This window comes from Metabacillus arenae (assembly GCF_014773385.1).
Lineage (GTDB): Bacteria > Bacillota > Bacilli > Bacillales > Bacillaceae > Metabacillus_D > Metabacillus_D arenae.
Window position 1 is genome coordinate 23,062 of the sequence record NZ_JACXAI010000049.1, and the last position, 21,449, is coordinate 44,510.

The 21,449-nt window shown below is 37.0% G+C and carries 18 protein-coding genes and 3 pseudogenes; 12 read left to right on the forward strand and 9 right to left on the reverse strand.

Features of this window, described 5'->3' with window-relative positions; genetic code table 11:
• Positions 1-52: 52 nt before the first annotated feature.
• The 6 genes from IC621_RS24065 to IC621_RS24090 form a co-directional block, all read right to left on the reverse strand.
• Entirely contained in the window at positions 53-3,181 is a 3,129-nt protein-coding gene (locus IC621_RS24065; RefSeq protein ID WP_191162264.1) for an alpha-mannosidase, read from the reverse strand.
• A 34-nt stretch (positions 3,182-3,215) separates the two neighbouring features.
• Entirely contained in the window at positions 3,216-3,416 is a 201-nt protein-coding gene (locus IC621_RS27295; protein WP_191162266.1) for a glycoside hydrolase family 38 N-terminal domain-containing protein, read from the reverse strand.
• A 26-nt stretch (positions 3,417-3,442) separates the two neighbouring features.
• Positions 3,443-4,285, reverse strand: coding sequence for a carbohydrate ABC transporter permease (locus tag IC621_RS24075; protein ID WP_191162268.1), 843 nt, complete (start codon positions 4,283-4,285; stop codon positions 3,443-3,445).
• The gene (locus tag IC621_RS24080; RefSeq protein ID WP_224752778.1) at positions 4,282-5,238 is read right to left on the reverse strand and encodes a carbohydrate ABC transporter permease; all 957 of its coding nucleotides are present in this window, start codon (positions 5,236-5,238) and stop codon (positions 4,282-4,284) included. The genes IC621_RS24075 and IC621_RS24080 overlap by 4 nt, the downstream gene beginning before the upstream one ends.
• 16 nt (positions 5,239-5,254) lie before the next feature.
• On the reverse strand, positions 5,255-6,586 hold the full coding sequence (locus IC621_RS24085) for an extracellular solute-binding protein (RefSeq protein WP_191162270.1): 1,332 nt from the start codon (positions 6,584-6,586) through the stop codon (positions 5,255-5,257).
• A 572-nt stretch (positions 6,587-7,158) separates the two neighbouring features.
• Positions 7,159-7,869, reverse strand: coding sequence for a FadR/GntR family transcriptional regulator (locus IC621_RS24090; protein ID WP_224752779.1), 711 nt, complete (start codon positions 7,867-7,869; stop codon positions 7,159-7,161).
• A gap of 359 nt (positions 7,870-8,228) precedes the next feature.
• Between IC621_RS24090 and IC621_RS27300 the strand changes: the two are divergent.
• The 3 genes and pseudogenes from IC621_RS27300 to IC621_RS27310 all read left to right on the forward strand — a co-directional run.
• Positions 8,229-8,414: pseudogene (locus IC621_RS27300) on the forward strand (group II intron reverse transcriptase/maturase); the annotation flags it as partial.
• A gap of 169 nt (positions 8,415-8,583) precedes the next feature.
• Positions 8,584-8,727: a small, acid-soluble spore protein, H family gene (locus tag IC621_RS27305; protein WP_396653117.1), complete on the forward strand. Its 144-nt coding sequence runs from the start codon at positions 8,584-8,586 to the stop codon at positions 8,725-8,727.
• Between the two features lie 68 nt (positions 8,728-8,795).
• Positions 8,796-8,918, forward strand: a pseudogene (locus IC621_RS27310) (Tn3 family transposase); the annotation flags it as partial.
• A gap of 585 nt (positions 8,919-9,503) precedes the next feature.
• Here the strand turns inward: IC621_RS27310 and IC621_RS24105 are convergent.
• Complete coding sequence (locus IC621_RS24105; protein ID WP_191162278.1) at positions 9,504-10,367, reverse strand: AraC family transcriptional regulator; 864 nt, start codon at positions 10,365-10,367, stop codon at positions 9,504-9,506.
• Between the two features lie 140 nt (positions 10,368-10,507).
• Here IC621_RS24105 and IC621_RS24110 point away from each other — a divergent pair, with 140 nt between their 5' ends.
• The 8 genes and pseudogenes from IC621_RS24110 to IC621_RS27315 all read left to right on the forward strand — a co-directional run bounded on the left by IC621_RS24110 (position 10,508) and on the right by IC621_RS27315 (position 18,730).
• A complete protein-coding gene (locus tag IC621_RS24110; protein WP_191162280.1) occupies positions 10,508-11,554 on the forward strand; it encodes a C4-dicarboxylate TRAP transporter substrate-binding protein in 1,047 nt (348 codons plus the stop codon).
• 46 nt (positions 11,555-11,600) lie between these two features.
• Entirely contained in the window at positions 11,601-12,083 is a 483-nt protein-coding gene (locus IC621_RS24115) for a TRAP transporter small permease (RefSeq protein WP_191162282.1), read from the forward strand.
• Positions 12,084-13,367 carry a TRAP transporter large permease gene (locus IC621_RS24120; RefSeq protein WP_191162284.1) on the forward strand — a complete coding sequence of 428 codons (1,284 nt, stop codon included), beginning with the start codon at positions 12,084-12,086 and terminating at the stop codon, positions 13,365-13,367. It abuts the gene before it with no gap.
• Between the two features lie 63 nt (positions 13,368-13,430).
• Positions 13,431-14,441: a zinc-binding alcohol dehydrogenase family protein gene (locus tag IC621_RS24125; RefSeq protein WP_191162286.1), complete on the forward strand. Its 1,011-nt coding sequence runs from the start codon at positions 13,431-13,433 to the stop codon at positions 14,439-14,441.
• Between the two features lie 351 nt (positions 14,442-14,792).
• Positions 14,793-16,289, forward strand: coding sequence for a UxaA family hydrolase (locus tag IC621_RS24130; protein ID WP_191162288.1), 1,497 nt, complete (start codon positions 14,793-14,795; stop codon positions 16,287-16,289).
• Positions 16,290-16,314: 25 nt separating this feature from the next.
• The gene (locus tag IC621_RS24135; protein ID WP_224752781.1) at positions 16,315-17,838 is read left to right on the forward strand and encodes a tagaturonate reductase; all 1,524 of its coding nucleotides are present in this window, start codon (positions 16,315-16,317) and stop codon (positions 17,836-17,838) included.
• Positions 17,839-17,968: 130 nt separating this feature from the next.
• Positions 17,969-18,554, forward strand: a pseudogene (locus tag IC621_RS24140) (sugar kinase).
• Complete coding sequence (locus IC621_RS27315; RefSeq protein ID WP_396653119.1) at positions 18,551-18,730, forward strand: hypothetical protein; 180 nt, start codon at positions 18,551-18,553, stop codon at positions 18,728-18,730. The pseudogene IC621_RS24140 and the gene IC621_RS27315 overlap by 4 nt, the downstream one beginning before the upstream one ends.
• A gap of 214 nt (positions 18,731-18,944) precedes the next feature.
• Here the strand turns inward: IC621_RS27315 and IC621_RS24150 are convergent, their stop codons facing one another.
• Both IC621_RS24150 and IC621_RS24155 read right to left on the reverse strand, forming a co-directional pair.
• On the reverse strand, positions 18,945-19,493 hold the full coding sequence (locus IC621_RS24150; protein ID WP_191162290.1) for a DUF3231 family protein: 549 nt from the start codon (positions 19,491-19,493) through the stop codon (positions 18,945-18,947).
• A 287-nt stretch (positions 19,494-19,780) separates the two neighbouring features.
• The gene (locus IC621_RS24155) at positions 19,781-20,107 is read right to left on the reverse strand and encodes a winged helix-turn-helix transcriptional regulator (protein ID WP_224752782.1); all 327 of its coding nucleotides are present in this window, start codon (positions 20,105-20,107) and stop codon (positions 19,781-19,783) included.
• A 197-nt stretch (positions 20,108-20,304) separates the two neighbouring features.
• Between IC621_RS24155 and IC621_RS24160 the strand changes: the two genes are divergently transcribed.
• Entirely contained in the window at positions 20,305-21,129 is an 825-nt protein-coding gene (locus IC621_RS24160; protein WP_191162292.1) for an aldo/keto reductase, read from the forward strand.
• Positions 21,130-21,449: the final 320 nt, after the last annotated feature.

A 21,449-nucleotide genomic window follows, 5' to 3' on the forward strand; every position in this document is an offset into this window, starting at 1 on the left:
CGCCTATATCTACGCCAACGGCATACGACAATCTAATATTCCTCTTTCCTTCTTATCTTGAAACGTCCACCAAAAATGTTTTGATTTCATAAGGTTTAATCTCAAAAATGATTTGTTCTTTATATTGATCTCCGATGGGTTTCTCCATCAGGTTGCATTCTCTCCAAGACTGAACGGTTAAATCGCTATTAATCTGTACGGTACCGCGTCGTCCAGTAAATTCATGTACTCGAAGAACGAGTTGGTTTCCATTCTCTGCTTTTTTGACAGTATCCACCATAACATGGTCGGAGGATAATTCGAATAAGGAAAAATCGCAAGACGTTTCCCCCGGAATGTAGGTAATCGGGTTGTTAAGGTTCCAGGCTTCTTGAACGGTACCTCCATCGATCCAGCTACCCTGATGCGGCAGCAAAGCATAAGTGAAGATATGTGAACCCTGATCAGCTTCCGGGTCTGGGAACGTAGCTGACTTAATTAAAGAAAGGCGAATGACGTTGTTTTTAATGTCATGACCATATTTACAGTCATTTAGCAGGCTGACTCCATATCCCGTTTCGGATAAATCCACCCACTGGTGACCTACCGACTCGAAGCGAGCGTAATCCCAACTTGTATTCCAATGAGTCGGGCGTTTGACATTCCCGTACTGAATGTCAAACGTTGCTTCCGTGGAGCGGATGTCGACAGGGAAAGCAACTTTTAATAATTGCTGTTTTTCATGCCAATCAACCTGGGTTTGGAAATCGATTCTACGACTCTCGGAATAGAGGATCATATCTTGCTCAATAGTAGAGTCCATATATCTCCATTCAAAACGAACGACGGTGCGGACAGGACCCGTCTCTGTTACCATTACTGATATTAAATGATCTACCTGACGAATTTTTTCCTGATAATAAATTTCGATGTCCCATGCTTCATAACGTATGGGTTTGTCCTCGAACACTTGTAACATATTACCTTGTGTTCCTTCGGCTAATACCTGTCGTTTGGCTTCCTTATCATAAATCTTGGTTAGTTGTCCTTTTTCATTCCACTCGATGTCATAATATGGCGTACTCACTCCAGAGGATGTGGCGCTAAAAGGGATGGCCTGAGATTGATCCTGTTCCGGAGTATATGTGAGGTTCATAAGACCCATAGATGGAAGTTCTTCCATTTGAATAATCCAATCTTCTCCTGAACGCTGAGACCGTAATATTTGTCCTTTGGAAGTAGTCCAATATCCACTCTCGGATCCTTTCTGTACAGGAATTCGGACGACCCCTGGATGCTTCCATGGTGCGGAATGGAACACGGTGTATCTCAGATGATCTTGATTGTTGACCAATGATTGAGCCGCAGCAGTCCAAGCCTCTAATCCTATGAGCTCGGCTTCCGCGTATTCCAGCTTGCTGTCCTCGTAAACTTCCTTAATCGAGGAACCTGGGATAATATCATGGAATTGATTGCGTAAAATAATTTTCCAACCCTCATTAATCTTCTCCTGAGGATAAGCAGCCCATCCTGAACAAAGTACACTACGTAAGGATTGAAGCCATTCGGTTTCATGGTAAAGCAGCTCCATTTTCCGATTCATTCTTTTATTATAGGCTTGGCTCGTATACGTCCCTCGATGATATTCAAGATATAACTCCCCATCCCACATATGAACATATTGATCTGTCTCATTTACTTTATCATGCAGGGATTGGAAGAACTCATCAGCACGTCCAGTTATCACATTGGGCACTCCGGGAAGCACATTAAGTCGGCGACGCATCTCGAGCATTTCTCGGTTCACGCCTCCTCCTCCGTCTCCGTAGCCATAGGCAAGAAGCAACTCCTCTGTTAAACCCTTATCTCGATACCCTTCCCATATTCCTTTAACAGTGTGTGGCTTAATCACACCGTTGTATGTATACCACCAACGGTGACTTTGATTTGGATCTGCTTGCGGAGTCGTAATAAAATGGGTGAGGATTTCCGTACCGTCGATCCCTCGCCATTTAAACGTATCATGCGGCATGCGATTATATTGATTCCAACTGATCTTGGTGGTCATAAAGGTATCAATATCCGACTTTCTTAGAATCTGTGGCAAGGCCCAGCTATAGCCAAAAACATCTGGAAGCCATAAATAGCTGCATTCCACTCCAAATTCTTCGCGAAAAAACTTTTTTCCCATCAGGAGTTGCCTGACCAGTGATTCCCCAGAAGTCAGGTTGCAGTCTACCTCTAGCCACATTGCCCCATCTGCTTCCCATCGACCCTCTTTAATTCGCTCTCGAATTTTTTCATAAATATCTGGATAGTCCATTTTAATATATTCATAGAGTTGTGGCGTAGTCTGCAAGAACACGTAATCTGGATATTGATCCATTAGTCTTAGCACGGTAGAGAAGGAACGGGCTGCTTTTTCCCGTGTATGCTTTAAACGCCATAACCAAGCTACATCAATATGGGTATGGCCGATACATCGGACCGTAACCTGATTCGTTTTCTCCAGTTTATCTAATTCTGCATGAAGCAGCCCTTGCGCTTCTGCAATCGATCCATAGAAGCTTTCAGATCCCGGACGTGACCAATCCACCCTGAGAAAAGCCCGATCTAATGCTCTTAGCAAGGAGGTATACTCGTTTCCATTGGGATCTAAAATCGCCACTGTTTCACTAATAGCCCTTGCCGTATAGTAGAGGTCATCCGTCGCCTCATCTAACCAAGCTAAATCCGCTCGATTGATCCTGTGTTCTAGGGAAGCGGGGGTTTCCATTCCCTCTAAACCGGACCAAAGACGAAATCGAAAGGATAAATCCTGACCTGCAAATTGAGAAGAGAAAAATACTTCTTTATGATTGGAATCCACCCCCTGGTAAGGCTCTCCATTCAAGTAGAGCAACGATTCAAACCCGGCATTATGTCCGCGTCCCGTTTTTCCAAAATCGAATATACCGAGGAGTTTACGATCTTTCCACTCCGCAGGAAACGTAACATCTGCCGCTAGCCAGGCGTAAATATCCCTGCCTTCCCATCGGTCGCCAACCCTCATGGTTTTCCATTCACCCTCATCTGACGGGCGTGTCCCAATTTCACCGTGTTCTAACTGAAAGTTAAAGAGAGGGATTTGAATCCGATCCCTATAGCGATATTCTTCTAACTCAGCTATACGTATGGCTAGTTTCTCTTCTGTCCAAAACATCCAATCCACTCCTTCTATATCCAACCACTTAAACTTACATCTTGGCTAATCGTATTCTTAGAGTTTCCACTTTAAGAATGATTTGGCCATCTAATAGAAACGATTTTAATTCACTGTCCGTTTCCAACAGCTGAATGAGTTCATTCATAAATTGCACCAGATAAAAGCGAAACTGCTCAAACGTGTAATTCCATTCACGATCCCAATGACTATGCGGAACAACTAAAATTCCCATGAAGTTGTTAATTGTTCACATCTCCTTTAACCTTTAACTGCTCCATTCGTGAGGGCTCCTACAATAAAACGTTGAAGGATAACGAACAAGGCAATGACTGGCAGAATGGCTACAATACAAGCAGCGGCTAAGTAATGAGTGGTAATAGCTTCAATGCTAGCTTGCGTTTTGACCAGCCCAACGGAAACTGGAAATAACGAATCTTGATCCAATAAAATAAAAGGAATAACAAATTGTGACCAACTCTGAACGGCTACTAGGATAGAAACAGATGTAATACCTGGCAGACTTACTGGCAAGAGCACCTTCCAAATCATTTGCAATCGAGTACAGCCATCGACTATCGCTGCTTCATCCAGTTCATAAGGGATCGTATCGAAATATCCCTTGAGAAACCAGGTGGTAAAGGGGAGTTCAACCGCAACCAAGACTACAATTAAGGCCATATGGTTATTAAGCAGCCCTAGTTCTGAGAAAAAGCGATAAAGGGGGATGCCAATAACGACAGGAGATATCATCTGAAACACAAGAATGGCCATTAAAGAAAATCTTTTTTGGCGAAATTGAAAACGTGAAAAGGCATAGGCAGCCGGAATAGCTATCATTAAGGTAAACAAAATGGTTAAAAACACGAGTTTAAGGGAATTGGTGATATTCCCCAGAATCCCTGTGTTCTGTAGAACATACACATAGTTCGCAAACACAGGTTCTTTAGAAAACAATAAGGGTGGGTCAGCAAAAAGCTCGGGAACTGATTTCAGTGACAGAGAGAACACCCAAAAGACAGGAAAAATAAAAAACAAAATGATCAAAGCATAGCTTAAATAAAGCCCTCCGTTTATAAGTTTATTCTTTAGGACTGGTGTCATCCGAGTTTCCCTCCTTCAGATCTAGATAGCATGCGGAAATAAACAATCGTCATCACCCCGTTTATAGCCAAAAGTACCACAGCGGTTGCCGCTCCTCTACCAAGTGCATCCTCCATGAAGATGGTATTATAAACATTCAACGCAATAACCTCAGTCGCTCTACCCGGACCTCCTGCCGTTAAGGCGGTAACCATATCGAAAGTATTAAACGTCGAAACAGAAGCTAGGATGAGGTTAATGCAGATAATAGGCATAAGAATAGGAAGAATCACTTTAGTCAAACGTTGCCACGCATTCGCTCCGTCTATTTTAGCTGCTTCGAGTACATCATTGGGGAAGGTTTGAAGTCCTGCGTAGAGCAATATCATACTAAAAGCCGTCCCTCGCCAAATATTGGCCACTGTTACGGATAGGAGTGCATTTATAGGATCAGAAAGGAAAGCTATCGATTTAATACCAAAAAAACCTAAAATATAGTTTAATATCCCTGCTTGTGATTCATTGTAGAGAAGAGTCCAGATAATTCCAATGACAACACCAGGGATAGCCCAGGCCATGAGCACTGTAGTACGAGCAACAACAGTTCCAACCAGCTTCCTCTTTGTCCCAATGTCAACCAACAGAGCGATGATAAATCCAAAACTCATTTGAAAAAAAACACTTAGCGATACAAAAATAAAAGTGATGACCAACATACTAAAAAAGCCAGGGAGAGTAAACAAAGTAATGTAAGATCGTAGGGTGTAAGAATAGTCGCCTCCACTCAACTGAGCATCTGTAAAACTAAGGCGCACGACTTCAAGAATGGGGTATAGGAATACAAATAAAAGAACGACAGCTAAAGGAAGTAGCCAAGGTACCGGAGAATTCCCCAGTACCTGCCACACGTTTTTTTTCGGCTTATAGTCGGATACATGAACATTGTTTTTCGTTGTTAAATCCATTCCTTTCATATCTGAACAGACCCTTCTATTTTTTATTCACAACAATCCAAGCTTCATCTAAGGCCGCTTCCGGAGTTTTCGTTCCAGAAGTAACCTCTGAAAGAGCTACTTGCAATGCTTGTGTAACCTTTCCATAAGAACCTGCCGAAGGACGAACCTTTGCCATAGTATCTAAGTACTCTTTAAATGTAGGGCTAAATTCGTTCCTCTGGTAATGCTCAGAATCATATACGGATTTTCGTGTAGGTAAACTTCCTGCAATGGAGTTCCATTTAGCCATTCCTTCATCACCAAAATAAGCTTTCAGCAGGAAGTTCACAGCAGCCTCTTGTTTTTCCGGGTCATCAGTAAAGACGCCAAATGACCATCCGCCTGCAGTTGTAAGCGCTTTATCATTAGCGTTAGATGTAGGGATAGGTGCAATCGCCCACTTTTCAAACTCTTCTTTCGGCAGGATCTGCTTCATGTTCTCTACCTGCCAGTTTCCGCCAAAGAACATGGCAACCTTTCCAGTTGATACTTCCCCATTCATATCATTTTCTCTTGTATAGCTAGATACTCGTTTCGGAACAACCTCACTAGCAATAGCTTGTTTATAGAAATTAAATACATTTAGCATCTTGGTTTTATTGTCACCTTCTCCGAAGTTCGGGTTTCCTTGCTCATCTACGAGTTCTCCACCCTGAGACCAGAACTGCGGCCAAAGCGAAGTCGTCATAGCCCCTTCTCCACGTCCGCCTGGTAGCAAAAGGGCATCAAAACCTTGACTTTTCACCTGTTCTCCAATTTTCAGCAACTCATCAAATGTTTTTGGAGGGTTCGGAATCAGATCCTTACGATAGAACATCACACGTACATCTGTACTAAAGTAAAGAGCGTAGATTTTTCCATCTTCTCCCTTGACTACATCCTGAACAAATGGAAAGAGATCTTCCTCTTTGATACCGGCCTTTTCTAGATACGTGTCTAATGGTTGGAGGTAATCTTTAAATCTATCAATCATATAACCGTCAATCATCGCCATGTCCGGTGCTCGTCCGGAGGAAGCCTGCTCATAAAGCTTCGCCATAGATTCATCAGAATTGGTGGAAGCCAATGTGCTGGATTTTATATTCACGCTAGGATTTTCTTTTTCAAATTCCTCAACAACACCTTTTAGATACTCGGCTCTCGGAACATCTGAAGCGGATAAGGAATAGTTAGGGTGTGCCATCCATTCCAAAGTAAATTCCTTATTCTCATTCCCTTGATTCTGACTCTCAGATCCAGTCTGCGTACTGCTAGAATTTTGACATCCTGTAGCCAATAAGGACAGGGACAGCAATAACATGGGTACTACACGGCTCCATTTTTTCACTTCAATTCCCCCTCGAATTTATGTTTAATTGTTTTCTTAACTAGATAACTCTTTAACTACTAAAAAAGCAGCTTACTATTATTACAAATTTAAAGGATCTTCAGCTCTTGTTCCGACACAAAAAATGTAACCTACATGTTGTTAGGAAATTCATCAATTATTCGATGATAACCAAGGGCGCCATAAGGACTATCAAGTTGAGGAGTACCCGATGGATGTATGCCTATTTTCACTCCATAATCTTCTGCCATTGGAACTAGACACCTATACACTTTATTGAATTTTTCTCTCCACTTAATGCTCTCCTCAAGAGTAGGGGTATTGACTTTTTCTTTTGTAAATCCCAAACTTTCACATCGAGAGATTGCTCCTCCCGCTGAATTGCTGATACGGAGTTGTTATTCCATGGAAAACATCTCCTGAAAATCTTTGTCTAACAATTCTTATTCCTGCTTCATCAAAGACTTTCACATAATTGACAGCGTTCTCAATTACACGTTCACTACCTTCTCCCTCATTCATAAAGTTTTCAGTAATATTAGGTGAAATTAAATAATACTTATACTAGGAAACTATCTAGGTTTTAAACTTTTAATTGCTTTCTGTCTAACATAATTAAGATGGTGATACATACTTGAATATGCTGCTATTGGGTCACGTTTTTCAAGTGCATTATAAATTTCAATATGCTGGCGCATTGTCTCTTTTAAATCCCTTTCTTCCAACGGGATTTTTTCTAATATTTTGTGATGAAACTGTTGCAAGGGATTTATGATGCCTTCAAACAAAGCATTTTTGGCACTCTGAGCAATAATCTTATGAAATTCTTTATCTTCTTCCGAAGAATCTTCTGTTGTTAAAACTTTCATTCTATCAATCGTTCCTCTTAATTTAGCAAGATCTTCATCTGTTATTTTTTCAGCCGCTAACGTTACTAAACCAAGTTCTAGTGCTACTCGAATCTCGGTAATTGAAAGCAGATCTCCGGCCGAAAGCGCCAACATCATTGAAAAAGGTTCGTTGCCAACTTTATCTGAAAAGAATGTGCCGTTTCTCGTTTTGCGGTTAATGATCCCCATAACCTCTAAGGATGTTAATGCCTCTCGTATAACCGGTCTACTAACATTACAAATGTCCATCAATTGAAACTCTGAAGGTAATCGTTCCCCAGGTTTAAGTTGGCCAGTCATAAGTAAATCAATAATTTCATCAATCACTTGTTTTGACAGTGTTTTTCGATTGACAGATTTTATTTTAACTTCAAGCCCATTAATTTCTCCCAAAAAACTCCCTCCTTTTAAAAGTATTTGGAAAATTGAAATTTTCATATGTTATATTGTAAGACAATTAATCATTACTAGTTTAATTGTAAGACAAATAAAATTTTCTGTCAATTCTATTAACTCAGAAATTTTTGATAAAGTTAGTTATTTTTTGTCACTTTAGGAGTTATTTTGTACTTATTTTTGGCGATATTTTGCACTATAAGTAAATGTAAAAAAAGCTATCTTCTAATGATAGCTTTTATAATTTATTTAATCCCGATAACTAAACGATCTCGTGCAGCTTCAACAACTTCTGTTGTAATGGTATTCATCGTGGGCCAGATCCTCTGCGAGACCGACATCCCGTACTATTCGGTTCTCTGATGAAATCGACGATCCCGAACCGAAGTGTCGAATATATGGATAACCGGATAAGTCGCTACAGTATGAAAATGGGGAAATGTGAAATAGCAGGCATGAACTTGTCTGCCCCCGAAGTACACTGTCATCACTATATCCCGTTGTACCTTAGAGGAAACGATAAATTTCATAATTTAAGTTTATAGAGATCATTTAAACAAACGTTTATTTCAAGGATTCACATGTATATGAAGAGAAACTGGATTCATTGGCACCGATAGTTAGCCAGCTTTCTGTTTGGTTAACTTAAACTTTGAAACATTTCAATTACAACAAGTATATCTGTGTAATTTGGAACAAATATTATAATTGTTGCAAACAAAAAGGAGGTGCTACAATGAATGCACAACGGGCACAAGACAAGTAGATGAACAAAATGGAACAGCTACAATCCATCCTCTTGATGAACCAAATAATAAACAAAGTGTTTCTATAAGCAGTCTAATAGAACAGTGATTTGTCAAATTTTTGCCTAATACAATCATAACCACCGGTCTATAGACCGGTGGTTATGATTGTATTAAGCATTTCGGGAATTAGATTGTGCTATTCGTACTTTGTTTTTATTGAATTACCTATCGGATGAAGAATTACGGAGCACAATTCAAGCAGCTACTAATAAGAGTGAATCCTTTCATGGAATTACCTTGATGCACCTTTTATCTTTGTGTACATGTATTTCAAGATAAGAGGTAAAGGACTTGACATGGAGCCTCTGTGGGTAAGATTAGTCTTGAAAGTCTAATGCCGTTGTTTTATCAGGCATCCGAGCCTATCATACCAACCTCTCCACGTAAATTCCTATATTTGTGCACGTTGAAAACTATAAATAATTACTGTAGAAAATGTTTCCACAAAGTTAAAATTAAGCCATTTTTTATATCTTAAAATACGATGAATACGCTGGAAAAACATACTATAGATAAGAGCATAATTGTTGAATAAATACAATTCTCTTAAGATTAAGGATGGAGAACCGTATAATTTTCGAGTCTGATGAACTAAGTTGATCGCTAAGTTCATTTTTCTTTTGGCTAATTAGGTTTTCGATTTAGATACCTTATGTAACCGTTCCTGTAATATGGAGACAGGGGGGAGGTTTTATTCAAATGCTCCATATATTTTTCTTGCATGGCACTGGCTTCTTCAAGCTCCATTTCAATAGGATTTGCAAGAATAAATCATTCAATTTTATATTAAAGATTTAGTGATTCTAAAAAACAGATCATTTTCTAACGCTTTCTATAATTAGAAGGAGTCATACCAAAGTATTTTCTAAAAGTACGATGGAAGTGAGGCATGCTATTAAACCCACACCCTTTAGCAACTGTTTCAACAGTATCATTAGTATGGATTAAGCGCTCTTTTGCTAGCAAAATTTTCTTAGACGTTATATATTCTGATACATTCATTCCTGTCATTTTTTTAAAGACTCGGCTTAGGTGTTCTGGGCTTATCTCAGCATATTCTGATAAGGAAACAAGGTCAACAACCTGGTTGGTAAAATTTAATTCTATATGATCCAAAACTTTTTTAAACCAATTAGGTAATGAATTCTCTGAATCTTCTCCTTTTTTTGGAGTTTGTAGTATTGATCGACTTGAGTAAAGTAACATACTTTGTAGAATAATAGTGATTGCTTGAATATAGCCTAACTTTTTTTGTGTAATTTCCGTATAAAGATTATCCAAATGTTTAACTATATTATTCCGTTGTTCCAAATTTAAAACATATCTAAAATTTTTTGAATTTACACATTCATCAAAAATTTGCAAATACGAATAATGATTACTGTACTTTTGATTACTAACCATTAGAGGGTCGAAAAAAATTGCAGTTGAAGTAACAGGGTTTTCTTTATCCGGTATGGCGTAGTGGATGACATTCCCTGGTAAAATAAATAGATCTCCTTCATTCATGAATTGAATAGATTGATCGATGAAGAATGTTCCTTTTCCTTTATAAACATAAACAATTTCATACCATTCATGAAAGTGATCAGGTAATTCATTTTGAGGATTTTTTGTATCCTTATAAACAATTTCAAACGGAAAAAATCTATTTTGGGTAAAAGACTTACGAATTGGCTGTTCCATTATATCACCGTCATTATATTTAGAATATTATATATATAATATCAATAAAGGGTATATATTATCAATAATTATTAATTTTCATTCTAATATTTGATGTTATAATAACATTAAGAAAGCGTTATCACAAAAGGAGTGCTGATATGAAATTTAAAAAAATTTTATCACTGCTAATTTTTACATTTATTTTATCTAGTATTCTAGTAGCATGTAATTCAGGTACAACAAATAGCTCAGGTGAAAGTAATGAAAAAGAAGGTTCACCAACTGATAGTGAAGAGAAAATAACAATTAATATTGCTTATGGTAATCAACCAGGGGAACCGATTGATCAATTAGCGAAGAAGTGGAAAGAATTAGCTGAACAAAAAAGTAACGGAAAGTTAGAATTGAAATTATATCCAAGTTCGCAATTAGGTTCTGAAAAAGATGTTGTAGAGCAAGCGATGATGGGGAATAATGTTGTTATTTTAACAGGTTATGATTTCTTAATGGATTATGTACCAGATGTGGGCATTTTAACAGCACCCTATTTGACTGATAGTTTTGAAGATTTATTTTATCTAACGACAACAGACTGGTATAAAGATTTGGTAAGTCAATTAAATGGGCAAGGCATTGATATTGTTACAACAAATACAATTTATGGTAAACGTCATTTGATGACAACTACTCCAGTAACTAAGCCAGAAGATTTAAAAGGGTTAAAGATTCGTGTTCCAAACAATCATGTGTACATTAAGTCATTTGAGGCTTTAGGTGCTACACCTACACCTCTACCGTTAGCAGACTTATATACATCTTTACAACAAGGGTTAGTTGATGGGGCAGAGAACCCATTACCTGTATTATTGGGTTCAAAAACAAACGAAGTTGCAAAACACTTATCTTTAACAGAACATACTAAAATTATTAGTCCTTGGATCACAGGAACAAGCTTTATCAAAACACTTCCAGAAGAAATGGCAACTATCTTAAAAGAAACAGGTGATGAAGCTGGTGAATATGCGAAAGGAATTGTAGAAGAAGAGTCTGAGAAAGTTCTTGCACAATTTAAAGAAGAAGGAATTGAAGTACACGAAGTCGACCTTGCTCCATTTAAAGAACAGGCGAAAAGTGTTTATGACGGATTTCCAAATTGGTCTCCAAACTTACATCAAACAGTTCAGGAGATTTTAGAAGAGCGTTAATTCGAATTAGCAATGACTAAGTGGTAAAAAGCAGGAGGAAAGTTATATGTTAAAAAAATGGTTTAATTCGATTGATGATTTACTCTCACTCATTGCTCTATCGGGTATCACAGTATTAACAATTTTAAATGTGTTTTGTAGATTTATATTAAATAACCCTATTGCTTGGGTAGAAGAAGTTACGTTGGGGTTATTTGTATGGTTGGTATTTATAGGAGTAAGCTCTGCAATGAAGAGGGATGGTCACATCGGAGTAGACTATTTTTTAAAGAGGATGCCAAAGATTTTTCACATCCTCTTTACTATAATTGGATCTCTCTCCATTTATTATGTATTAGTTTATGTCTTTATAGTCTTAGGTCTAGATTTGACATCAAAAGCAAGCAGCAAGGTGACCCCCGTTTTAGCTATCAGTTATCAGTGGATAGATATTGCGATACCAATAGGTGGTATCCTAACAACCATCCATTTTACTATTAAGTTACTCCATTCTTTTCAAGGTGATGACGAGAAAGGGAGGGAGATATAAATGGCGTTAACAGCTATGTTAGTAGTATTACTGATACTTTTTTTGATAAATGTTCCAATAGCGTTTGCATTAATTGTAAGTACATCAGTTTACTTTTTCTTCACTGATAGTTTTGTCATGGCTGTACTTGTGCAACGTATGATTGGAGGAATAGAATCAATCCCGCTTTTGGCTATCGTCTTTTTTATTACAGCGGGTATTTTAATGAATTATACAGGGATCACAGCACGGATGTTAAAATTTGCTGAAATCATAACTCGACCGTTACCTGGTGGATTAGCTCAAGTAAATGTAGTACTCAGTACATTAATGGGTGGATTAAGTGGTTCAAATATTGCAGATGCAGCAATGCAATCAAAAGTGCTTGTACCAGAAATGGTGAAAAAGGGCTATTCTAAATCTTTTTCTACTGTTTTAACGGCAGCTACATCCCTAATCACGCCCATTATACCTCCTGGAATTGCACTAATCATGTATGGGTATGTTGGAAATGTTTCAATAGGAAAGTTATTTTTAGCAGGTATACTACCTGGAGTCGCTCTTTGTCTATCACTTATGGTTTATGTCTATTTTTATGCGAAAAAACATAATTTAGAAACTGGTGAAAAGGAAAAAATTACGTTAAAAGAATTCATGGCTAGCTTTAAAGATGCAATCTTAGCTCTATTACTACCCATTATAATTATAGGTGGTATTCGTTTTGGAATTTTTAGTGCTACCGAGGCAGGAGCAATAGCAGTTTTATATGCTTTGGTTTTAGGACTAGTCATCTATCGAGAAATGTCTATAAAACAATTAATTCGTGCTTTAATAGAGACTGTCCATACAGCTGCATCTATTTTAATTATTATTGGTGCAGGATCTGCTTTTGCATGGATTTTGACTCTTGAACAAGTTCCTCAAAAAATGACTGCATTTATGGTTGGGAACATTTCTTCACCTTTACTATTTTTTATTGTTGTTCTTGTCTTTCTTTTAATTGTAGGAATGTTTATAGAAGGAAACGTGTCTATTATTATACTAACTCCGCTATTTATACCGATGTTAATCCAATACGGAGTTGACCCTGTTCACTTTGGGATTTTCTTCATTATTTGTTTAAGTATAGGGACATTAACACCACCTTTAGGGACAATTATGTTTACAACATGTTCAATTACAGGAACGAAAATAGAAGATTTTATTAAAGAAAGTTGGCCGTTTTTAATTATCTTAATCTTAGCAGCGTTATTAATTGGATTTATTCCACAAATCACAATGTGGTTACCTTCAATATTATTTTAATAATAGGTTGGGACATAAAAAGTTCATTTTATGATTAATTCAGCAAAGAAAGGGTTGTAAAGATTGAAAACTCTCATTTGTCAAGAACCTGGTAAAATGGAAATTATTGAACAAGAAAAGCCAGAGATTAACAATCAAGGTGATGTATTAATTTCTATTAAGAGAATAGGGATATGTGGTACAGATATACATGCATATGGAGGAAATCAACCTTTTTTTCAATACCCTCGAATTCTTGGACATGAATTATCTGGAATTATTGCGGAAACTGGAAGCGCTGTTAGTTCTGTTGCAGTTGGTGATAAGGTTACAGTCATTCCGTATATGCATTGTGGTACTTGTATTGCTTGTGAAAGTGGAAAAACGAACTGTTGTACTAATATCAAAGTGGTAGGTGTGCATATAGATGGAGGAATGAAAGACTTTCTAGTTGTTCCTGAAAAGCATGTATTAAAGGTAAACTCTCTTTCCTTGAATCAAGCTGCAATAATTGAGCCGTTAAGTATTGGTGCACATGCAATAAGAAGAGCAGAGATCAAACCGGAAGATACTGTATTAGTTATCGGTGCTGGCCCTATTGGATTAGGGGTTGCAGCGTTTGCGAAGACTCAAGATGCTAAAACAATTGTTATGGATATTAGTGAAAAAAAGTTAAAGTTATGTAAAAGTTGGGCGGGTTGTGACGAAGTAATAGTTTCCGATGAAAATAATGAGGAGAAACTTCGAGCAATCAATAATGGGAATTTACCATCTATTGTTCTAGATGCGACTGGAAACAAACTTTCCATGATGAATGCATTTAACTATGTTTCACACGGTGGTAAGTTGATTTATGTTGGGTTAGTAAAAGACGATATTAGCTTTGATGATCCTAATTTTCATTCCAAAGAATTAACTCTAATGGGAAGTAGGAATGCTACTTATGAGGATTTTCAGTATGTCATTGAACGCATAGAAAATGGAGAAATAAATGCAGATGACTATATAACGTATGAACTTTCATTTAATGATACGGTAGAACATTTTCATAATAAGAACCATAACACAAATAAGTCAGTTATTGTTCTAGAATAAATTCAAGAATCTTTATATTAAAGAAGGGTATTAGTATAAGGGCTCAAAAATACTGTTTTCGAAATAAGGGAATAATAGAATCGTTTTTAATTAGCGGATTGAATTGAATTAGTCTAAGAAGATGTAGAAAGCGATTCAAAAAATTGCCTAGGTAAGGAGGTGGTTTCTGATAGGGTCCTAGGAGGCGTTACTAGAAACTACCTTCTTCTTTTCTTTTATTTTGAAAAAACTAAAAATTCTTTTCACTTAATCTAATATCGAGAATAGTTTAGCTATCTTAATCAATACTGTTACTAGTTTGATAGGTTCATAAAAAGTTCTGAAGTCAAGAAGTGATTTGGAGGGATAAAATTGAGTGCAAACTACTTAATTATAAATGCTAATGATAATGTGTTGGTTGCGTTGAAGAATTTTACAAAAGGGGAGAAGGTTGAGGTAAAAGATCGAATTATAGAAGTTTCTGAGGATGTATCATTTGGCCATAAGATCGCTTTAACACAAATACCGCAAGACCAAGATGTCATGAAATTTGGTTTTCCAATTGGGAAGGCTAAAAAAGATATTGCAGTTGGTGAGTGGGTGCATACCCATAATGTTGCAACTAAATTGGAAGGAGCCTTGGAGTATAAATACGAACAACAACCAAAAAATGTGGTGAAGGCTTCGAGTACCAATCGGACATTTAAAGGGTATGTACGGAAAAATGGTGATGTTGGTATTCGTAATGAGATTTGGATTATTAATACTGTAGGCTGTATCAATAAGATTGCGGAACGTATTGCAACTACAGCTGACAAAATGCATAAAGGGGATCAAATAGATGGAGTTTATCATTATCCTCATCCATTTGGTTGTTCACAGCTAGGAGATGATTTAACAAACACTCAAAAAATTTTAAAGAACCTTGTTAATCATCCGAATGCAGCTGGTGTACTTGTCTTAGGATTAGGCTGTGAAAATAACAATATACCAGAGTTTAAAAAGGTGATTGGTAATTACGATCAAAATAGAGTGAAATTCCTAGCTGCCCAAGGTGTAGATGATGAAATTGAAGCAGGCTTAGCAGCTATTGAAGAGCTTGTAGAGTATGCGTCCACCTTTAAGCGTAAGGATGTGCTTTTATCAAAGTTAAAGGTGGGGTTGAAATGTGGGGGGTCAGATGGTCTTTCAGGTATTACTGCCAATCCTCTCCTCGGATCATTCTCTGATAGGTTGATTTCTGAAGGTGGAACCACGGTTTTAACAGAGGTACCAGAATTCTTTGGTGCTGAACAACTACTTATGGAACGTACGGCAGATGAGGGGGTATTTAATGCAACCGTAGAACTTGTAAATGACTTTAAAGAGTATTTCATAAGGCATGGTCAGGTGGTTTACGAAAATCCTTCTCCCGGTAATAAAGATGGTGGTATAACAACTTTAGAAGAAAAGTCTTTAGGAAATGTTCAAAAGGGTGGATTTGGAGAAGTTGTGGATGTTCTCGAATATGGTGGCAAAATGGAGAATTCAGGATTAAATTTACTTCAAGGGCCAGGTAATGACCTTGTAAGTGTAACAAATATGGCTGCAGCAGGAGCCCATATTGTCTTGTTTACAACAGGAAGAGGGACTCCATTTGGTGGGCCAGTTCCAACGGTGAAAATTTCTACAAACAATAGCCTATTTGAAAGAAAATCGAATTGGATAGACTTTAATGCTGGTGAGTTGGTCGTAGATAAAGACATGGAAACAATGACTGATGAGTTTTTCGATTACATTATTCAACTAGCATCAGGTGAAACACAAGCTAAAAATGAAAAGTATGGATTCAAAGAAATTGCGATATTTAAAGATGGAGTAATGCTTTAAAAAATTACGAAAGGGCGGGATATCATTGGCATACCTAAATCGTGTTTCTATTAAGAGTAGAAAGGGAATTGTAGAGTTCCAGGATCAAGCTAATTTACCCGAAAAAATAGTTCAATTTGGTGAAGGGAACTTTTTAAGAGGCTTTGTAGACTGGATGGTCCACGCAATGAACAAACAAGGTCTCTTTAATGGAAAGATTGTTGCTATTCAACCGACACCTCATGGAAAGGTCGTACCTAAGTTAGAAAGACAGGATGGGCTTTATACACTTGTTTTACAAGGGGTTGACCAAGGTGAAAAAATTGATAAATATGAAGTGATTCCTTCTATTTCGAAGTGGGTTAACCCGTATGAAAATTGGTCAGAGGTGTTAAAATATGCAGAATCAGACAGCATTGAGTTTGCATTTTCAAATACAACTGAAGCAGGATTAACCTACCAACAGGAAGAATTCACATCTGACAAATCTGTTCTTTCCTATCCAGGGAAGCTAACGGCATTTCTCTATCATCGTTATCACACGTTTAAAGGAGATGAAACAAAAGGAATTACAGTAATTCCTTGTGAATTAGTAGAAGGAAATGGAGATATTCTAAAAGAGATTGTACTCAAAATATCAGGAGATTGGAATTTGCCAACTGATTTTATAGAATGGGTGAAAAATCATAATCGCTTCTGTAATACACTAGTAGACCGTATTGTACCAGGATATCCAAAAAATAATATAACAGCATTTCAAGAGAATATAGGATATGAAGATTCGCTTCTTGTTATAGGTGAACCCTATCATTTATTTGCCATTGATGCGAATGAACAAGTTTCGGAAGCCATTCCATTTGATAAGGCTGGATTAAATGTCAAGTGGGGAGATGTTACACCATATCGTAACTTAAAGGTAAGTATTTTAAATGCGCCGCACACGATGATGTTTTCAATTGGGTATTTATCGGGGGTGGATACCGTATTTGAGATAATGGAGGATGAGGCGTTATATCAATTTGTTCACCAATCTATCTTCAATGAAATCTTACCTGTTCTTCCTTATGGAAAGGAGGAACTACATAGGTTTGCCGAATCAGTTTTAGATCGTTTTAAAAATCCTTTTGTAAAGCATTATCTTGGTGATCTAGGATTAAATGCAGTTTCAAAATTTAAAACAAGGGTACTACCAACTTTTCATAAATGGGTAGATGAAAAAAATGAGATTCCAAAAAACATCGCATTCTCCCTTGCAGGTTTAATAACATATTATCGTCCTATTAAGCTTTTAGATGAAGAGCATTTAATTGGAAAACGTGGGAATGATGAATATAAGGTTCGTGATTCTAAAGAAGCTATTCGCACATTTTATGAGGCATGGAATCAATTTGATGGGAATGGTGAAAGTTTAAGAGAGGTTGTTTCTGTAGTATTAGATAATGAGTTACTATGGGATATAAAATTAAGTGAAGTTGACGGACTAACTGATTTAGTTACGAAGTATACTAGAGGAATTATTGAAGATGGAATGAGGGAAGAATTAAACGAGTTAGTGCGGAAAAAGGAATAAATGTTTCAAGATATATGATGGAATAGAAGACTATAACTAGTATTTAAATTTTTAAATAAGAATACGTGATTAATAAATTCAATCTCTTAATATGGGTGTAACTATGGATGTTGTAACATTAGGGGAGACGATGGTTTTATTTACGCCAGGGAGTTTTTCAAGAAAGTTTGGTGGAGATGAAACTAATGTAGCTATTGGGGTAACTCGATTAGGCCATCAAACTGGTTGGATTAGTAAAGTAGGGAAAGATGTATGGAAAAGCATTGCGTTCCTTTATTCGTGGTGAAGGTGTGGATGTAAGTCAAGTACGTTTTGATACTGAGGCGCCAACAGGTCAGTACTTTAAAGAAGTGAAAGTGGGGATCGAGTTCAGGTTCAATATTTTCGTAAAGGATCCGCGGCGAGTCGTCTCTCTCCTGAAGATAAATGAAGAGTATATTGCCAAAGCTAAGTATTTACATATTACCGGGATTACACCTGCGTTAAGTGACTCATGCTATAAAGCAGTAATAAAAGCTATCGATCTAGCAAAAAAGCATAAAGTTAAAGTTGTATTTGATCCAAATTTTCGTCCTAAGCTTTGGTCAGAGGAAAGAGCTAGAGAGGTGTTATTAGAAATTGCTGCAAAATCTGATATCATTCTTCCTGATATAAATCTTTTTGGTGGGGGTATAAACCAATTGAATGTGAAAACTGTAATACTGAACATAGAATAACAGTTCTTGGAAGGTTAATATTTGTTTCTTTGACTATCCTACCAATGTTGGTATTTGGAAATTTCTTCACACCCTTTGATAATGCTTTTGCAACAATTGGTTTAGGGATTGCTATTTTAATAATCGGTTCTCTTTTTGCACCATATTTTGTTAAATACAAAAAGGTAGATCAGTAATCATGCTTCAACTAAACCAGCAAATAAAAGCTGCACAGTTATTCCGAAGGGCGCTATTCTTTAATAAGAAGGGGTCCTTCTTTATCGGCTATTAAATGTTGTTCACCCTTACACAGAGTTCTTAATACAACCCGGTGTCATTGAATTTTGCTCAAGTGAAACACACAAAAAGGGCTCCTCAAGAGTGAAGAGACAGCCCCATAAAAGCTTTAAATTAATGTTGCTGGGAACCAGGCGGAACGTAAAACGGCGGTACTTTAATCCAGCCGCGTTTGCGCATTAGATGTTTTAATCTCGTCGCGAAAGCTAACTTTTCTGCTTGAAATTGAATAAATAATAATCCGACATCTGTTCGAATTGATTCGGAAGCAGCACTTGCAGCACGCATAATTAAACTAGCGATTTTTAAAGATAATTCGTTTGCAATCACATCATCCGGTAATTTAACTCCAAGAGGAATACTGTTTGGGTCTGATATTGGCATATCTTCGGGGGCTGTAGGTAACGTAATTCCTTCTTTAATCATGAAGTCATGAAGTCGTTCCCTTTGACTGGACCCTAATTTCATATCTTCTTTAAGTATTGCTTTTAGTTCATTATCCTCCGTGGTATTAATACCTGCTTGAACAGATACCTTTGCGATTTCAAGACCTGCCAAGTAAATCCAACATGCCATCACTTCACCGACATGAAGAGGTTGATCTTCGTCTTGAATTGTCAGTGATTTCATGGCATCCATGACTGTTTCCCATACATTTACCATGTGATTTCCTCCTGATTTTCTATTGAATATGCATATTGTGTGTACCATAGCAATATTTATTCAGAAGTTGATATGAAGAGACAGATCAGAGAGCTTTTGAAAATTAGACTTCTGTCTCCAAAGAGGTTCGATCTTGAAAGATATACTTACTTCATACGTAATTGAGCTATTGTATACAGAATGGTATGTATGGTAATAGGAGAGGTTGGAAGATAGGGGTCTCCTTCTATTCGATTCGTCCCTCTGTATCAAAGCAGTTTTAAATAAGCTTTCCTTCTACTCGAAGACTAGCCCCAGTAAGCACCCCATTTTTTCATTTCTTTAATTATTTTATGTAAGGCTTGTCCTTTTTCTGTAAGGGTATATTCTACCGTTACCGGGACTGTTGGGTATACGTTTCGAATTAATACATTATGATCTTCTAAATGTCTTAAAGTATCTGTTAATGCCTTTGGACTTACCTTTGAAATGGCTTTTTGCAATTGTCCAAACCGTTTTGTACCTTCGAACAGTTCTCTTAGTACGAGAAAAGACCATTTCCCTCCAATGACATTAAGTGCTTTTTCAATGGAACATTCTATTTCCATTTTCTCAGATTCTACGACTTTGCTCATAACCCACCTCTTCCTTATAGTTACAAACTATAAAATTTATAGTAACTATAGTTTATGTAATTATATCAAATAAATTTCAGTAATTGAAATTCAATGAAAAGAACAATATACTTTTGTTGAAAGCAGTACTTTACAAGAATTTATGAAAAGCAAAGTGTCAAAAGAAACCAAACGAATTGAAAAAGGAGAAATGTAAAATGAATTTTGTTACATTAAACAACGGTATAAAAATGCCGCAGCTTGGTTTTGGTGTTTGGCAAGTTTCTGATGAACAAGCAACCACTGCCGTTGCGAAAGCAATTGAAGCAGGCTACACATCAATTGATACTGCAATGATATATGAGAATGAGAAAGGCGTTGGGAAAGCTGTCAGAGAATCTTCTGTTCCTCGTGAAGAGTTATTTATTACGACAAAAGTTTGGAATAGTGATCAAGGCTATGAAAATACATTACGAGCATTTGATGAAAGCTTAGAAAGATTAGGTCTTGATTATGTTGATTTATATTTGATTCATTGGCCTACTCCTCAATTTGACGAGTATGTTGATACATATAAAGCATTAGAAAAGCTATATCATGATGGGCGAGTAAAATCTATTGGCGTTTGTAACTTTGAAATTGAACATTTAGAACGTATCTTAAAGGAATGTGATGTAAAGCCTGTTTTAAACCAAATTGAATGCCATCCATACCTTGCTCAAAATGAGGTAAAAGAGTTTTGTGCAAAACATGAGATCTTTGTAGAGGCATGGAGTCCTCTTGACCAAGGCGGAGAAGTGCTCCAAGATGAAGTGATTAAAAAGATAGCTGTATCACATGGCAAAACTCCTGCTCAAGTTGTGCTGCGCTGGCACCTGCAAAATAATACGATCGTCATTCCTAAATCAGTAACACCAGCGAGAATAGAAGAGAACTTTCAAGTATTTGATTTCGAACTAACTGCGGATGAATTGCAGGAAATAAATCAACTAAATCGCAATAGACGTAAAGGTCCAAATCCGAGCGAAATGAATAATCGATAAGATTAAAAAAACTGTGAGTTTTCACAATTGAATAGATTAAAAGCGTGTTTTGATCAATCTTTTTTCAAAACACGCTTTTTCTATTTGACCTTTTATCGAAGTTTATAGAGATCATTTAAACAAACGTTTATTTCAAGGGTGCACATGTATATGAAGAGAAACTGGAAAAACATTTACACCGATAGTCAGCCAGCTCTCTGTTTGGTTAACTTAATCTTTGAAATATTTCAATTACAACAAGTATATCTGTGTAATTTGGAACAAATATTATAATTGTTGCAAACAAAAAGGAGGTGCTACAATGAATGCACAACGGGCAC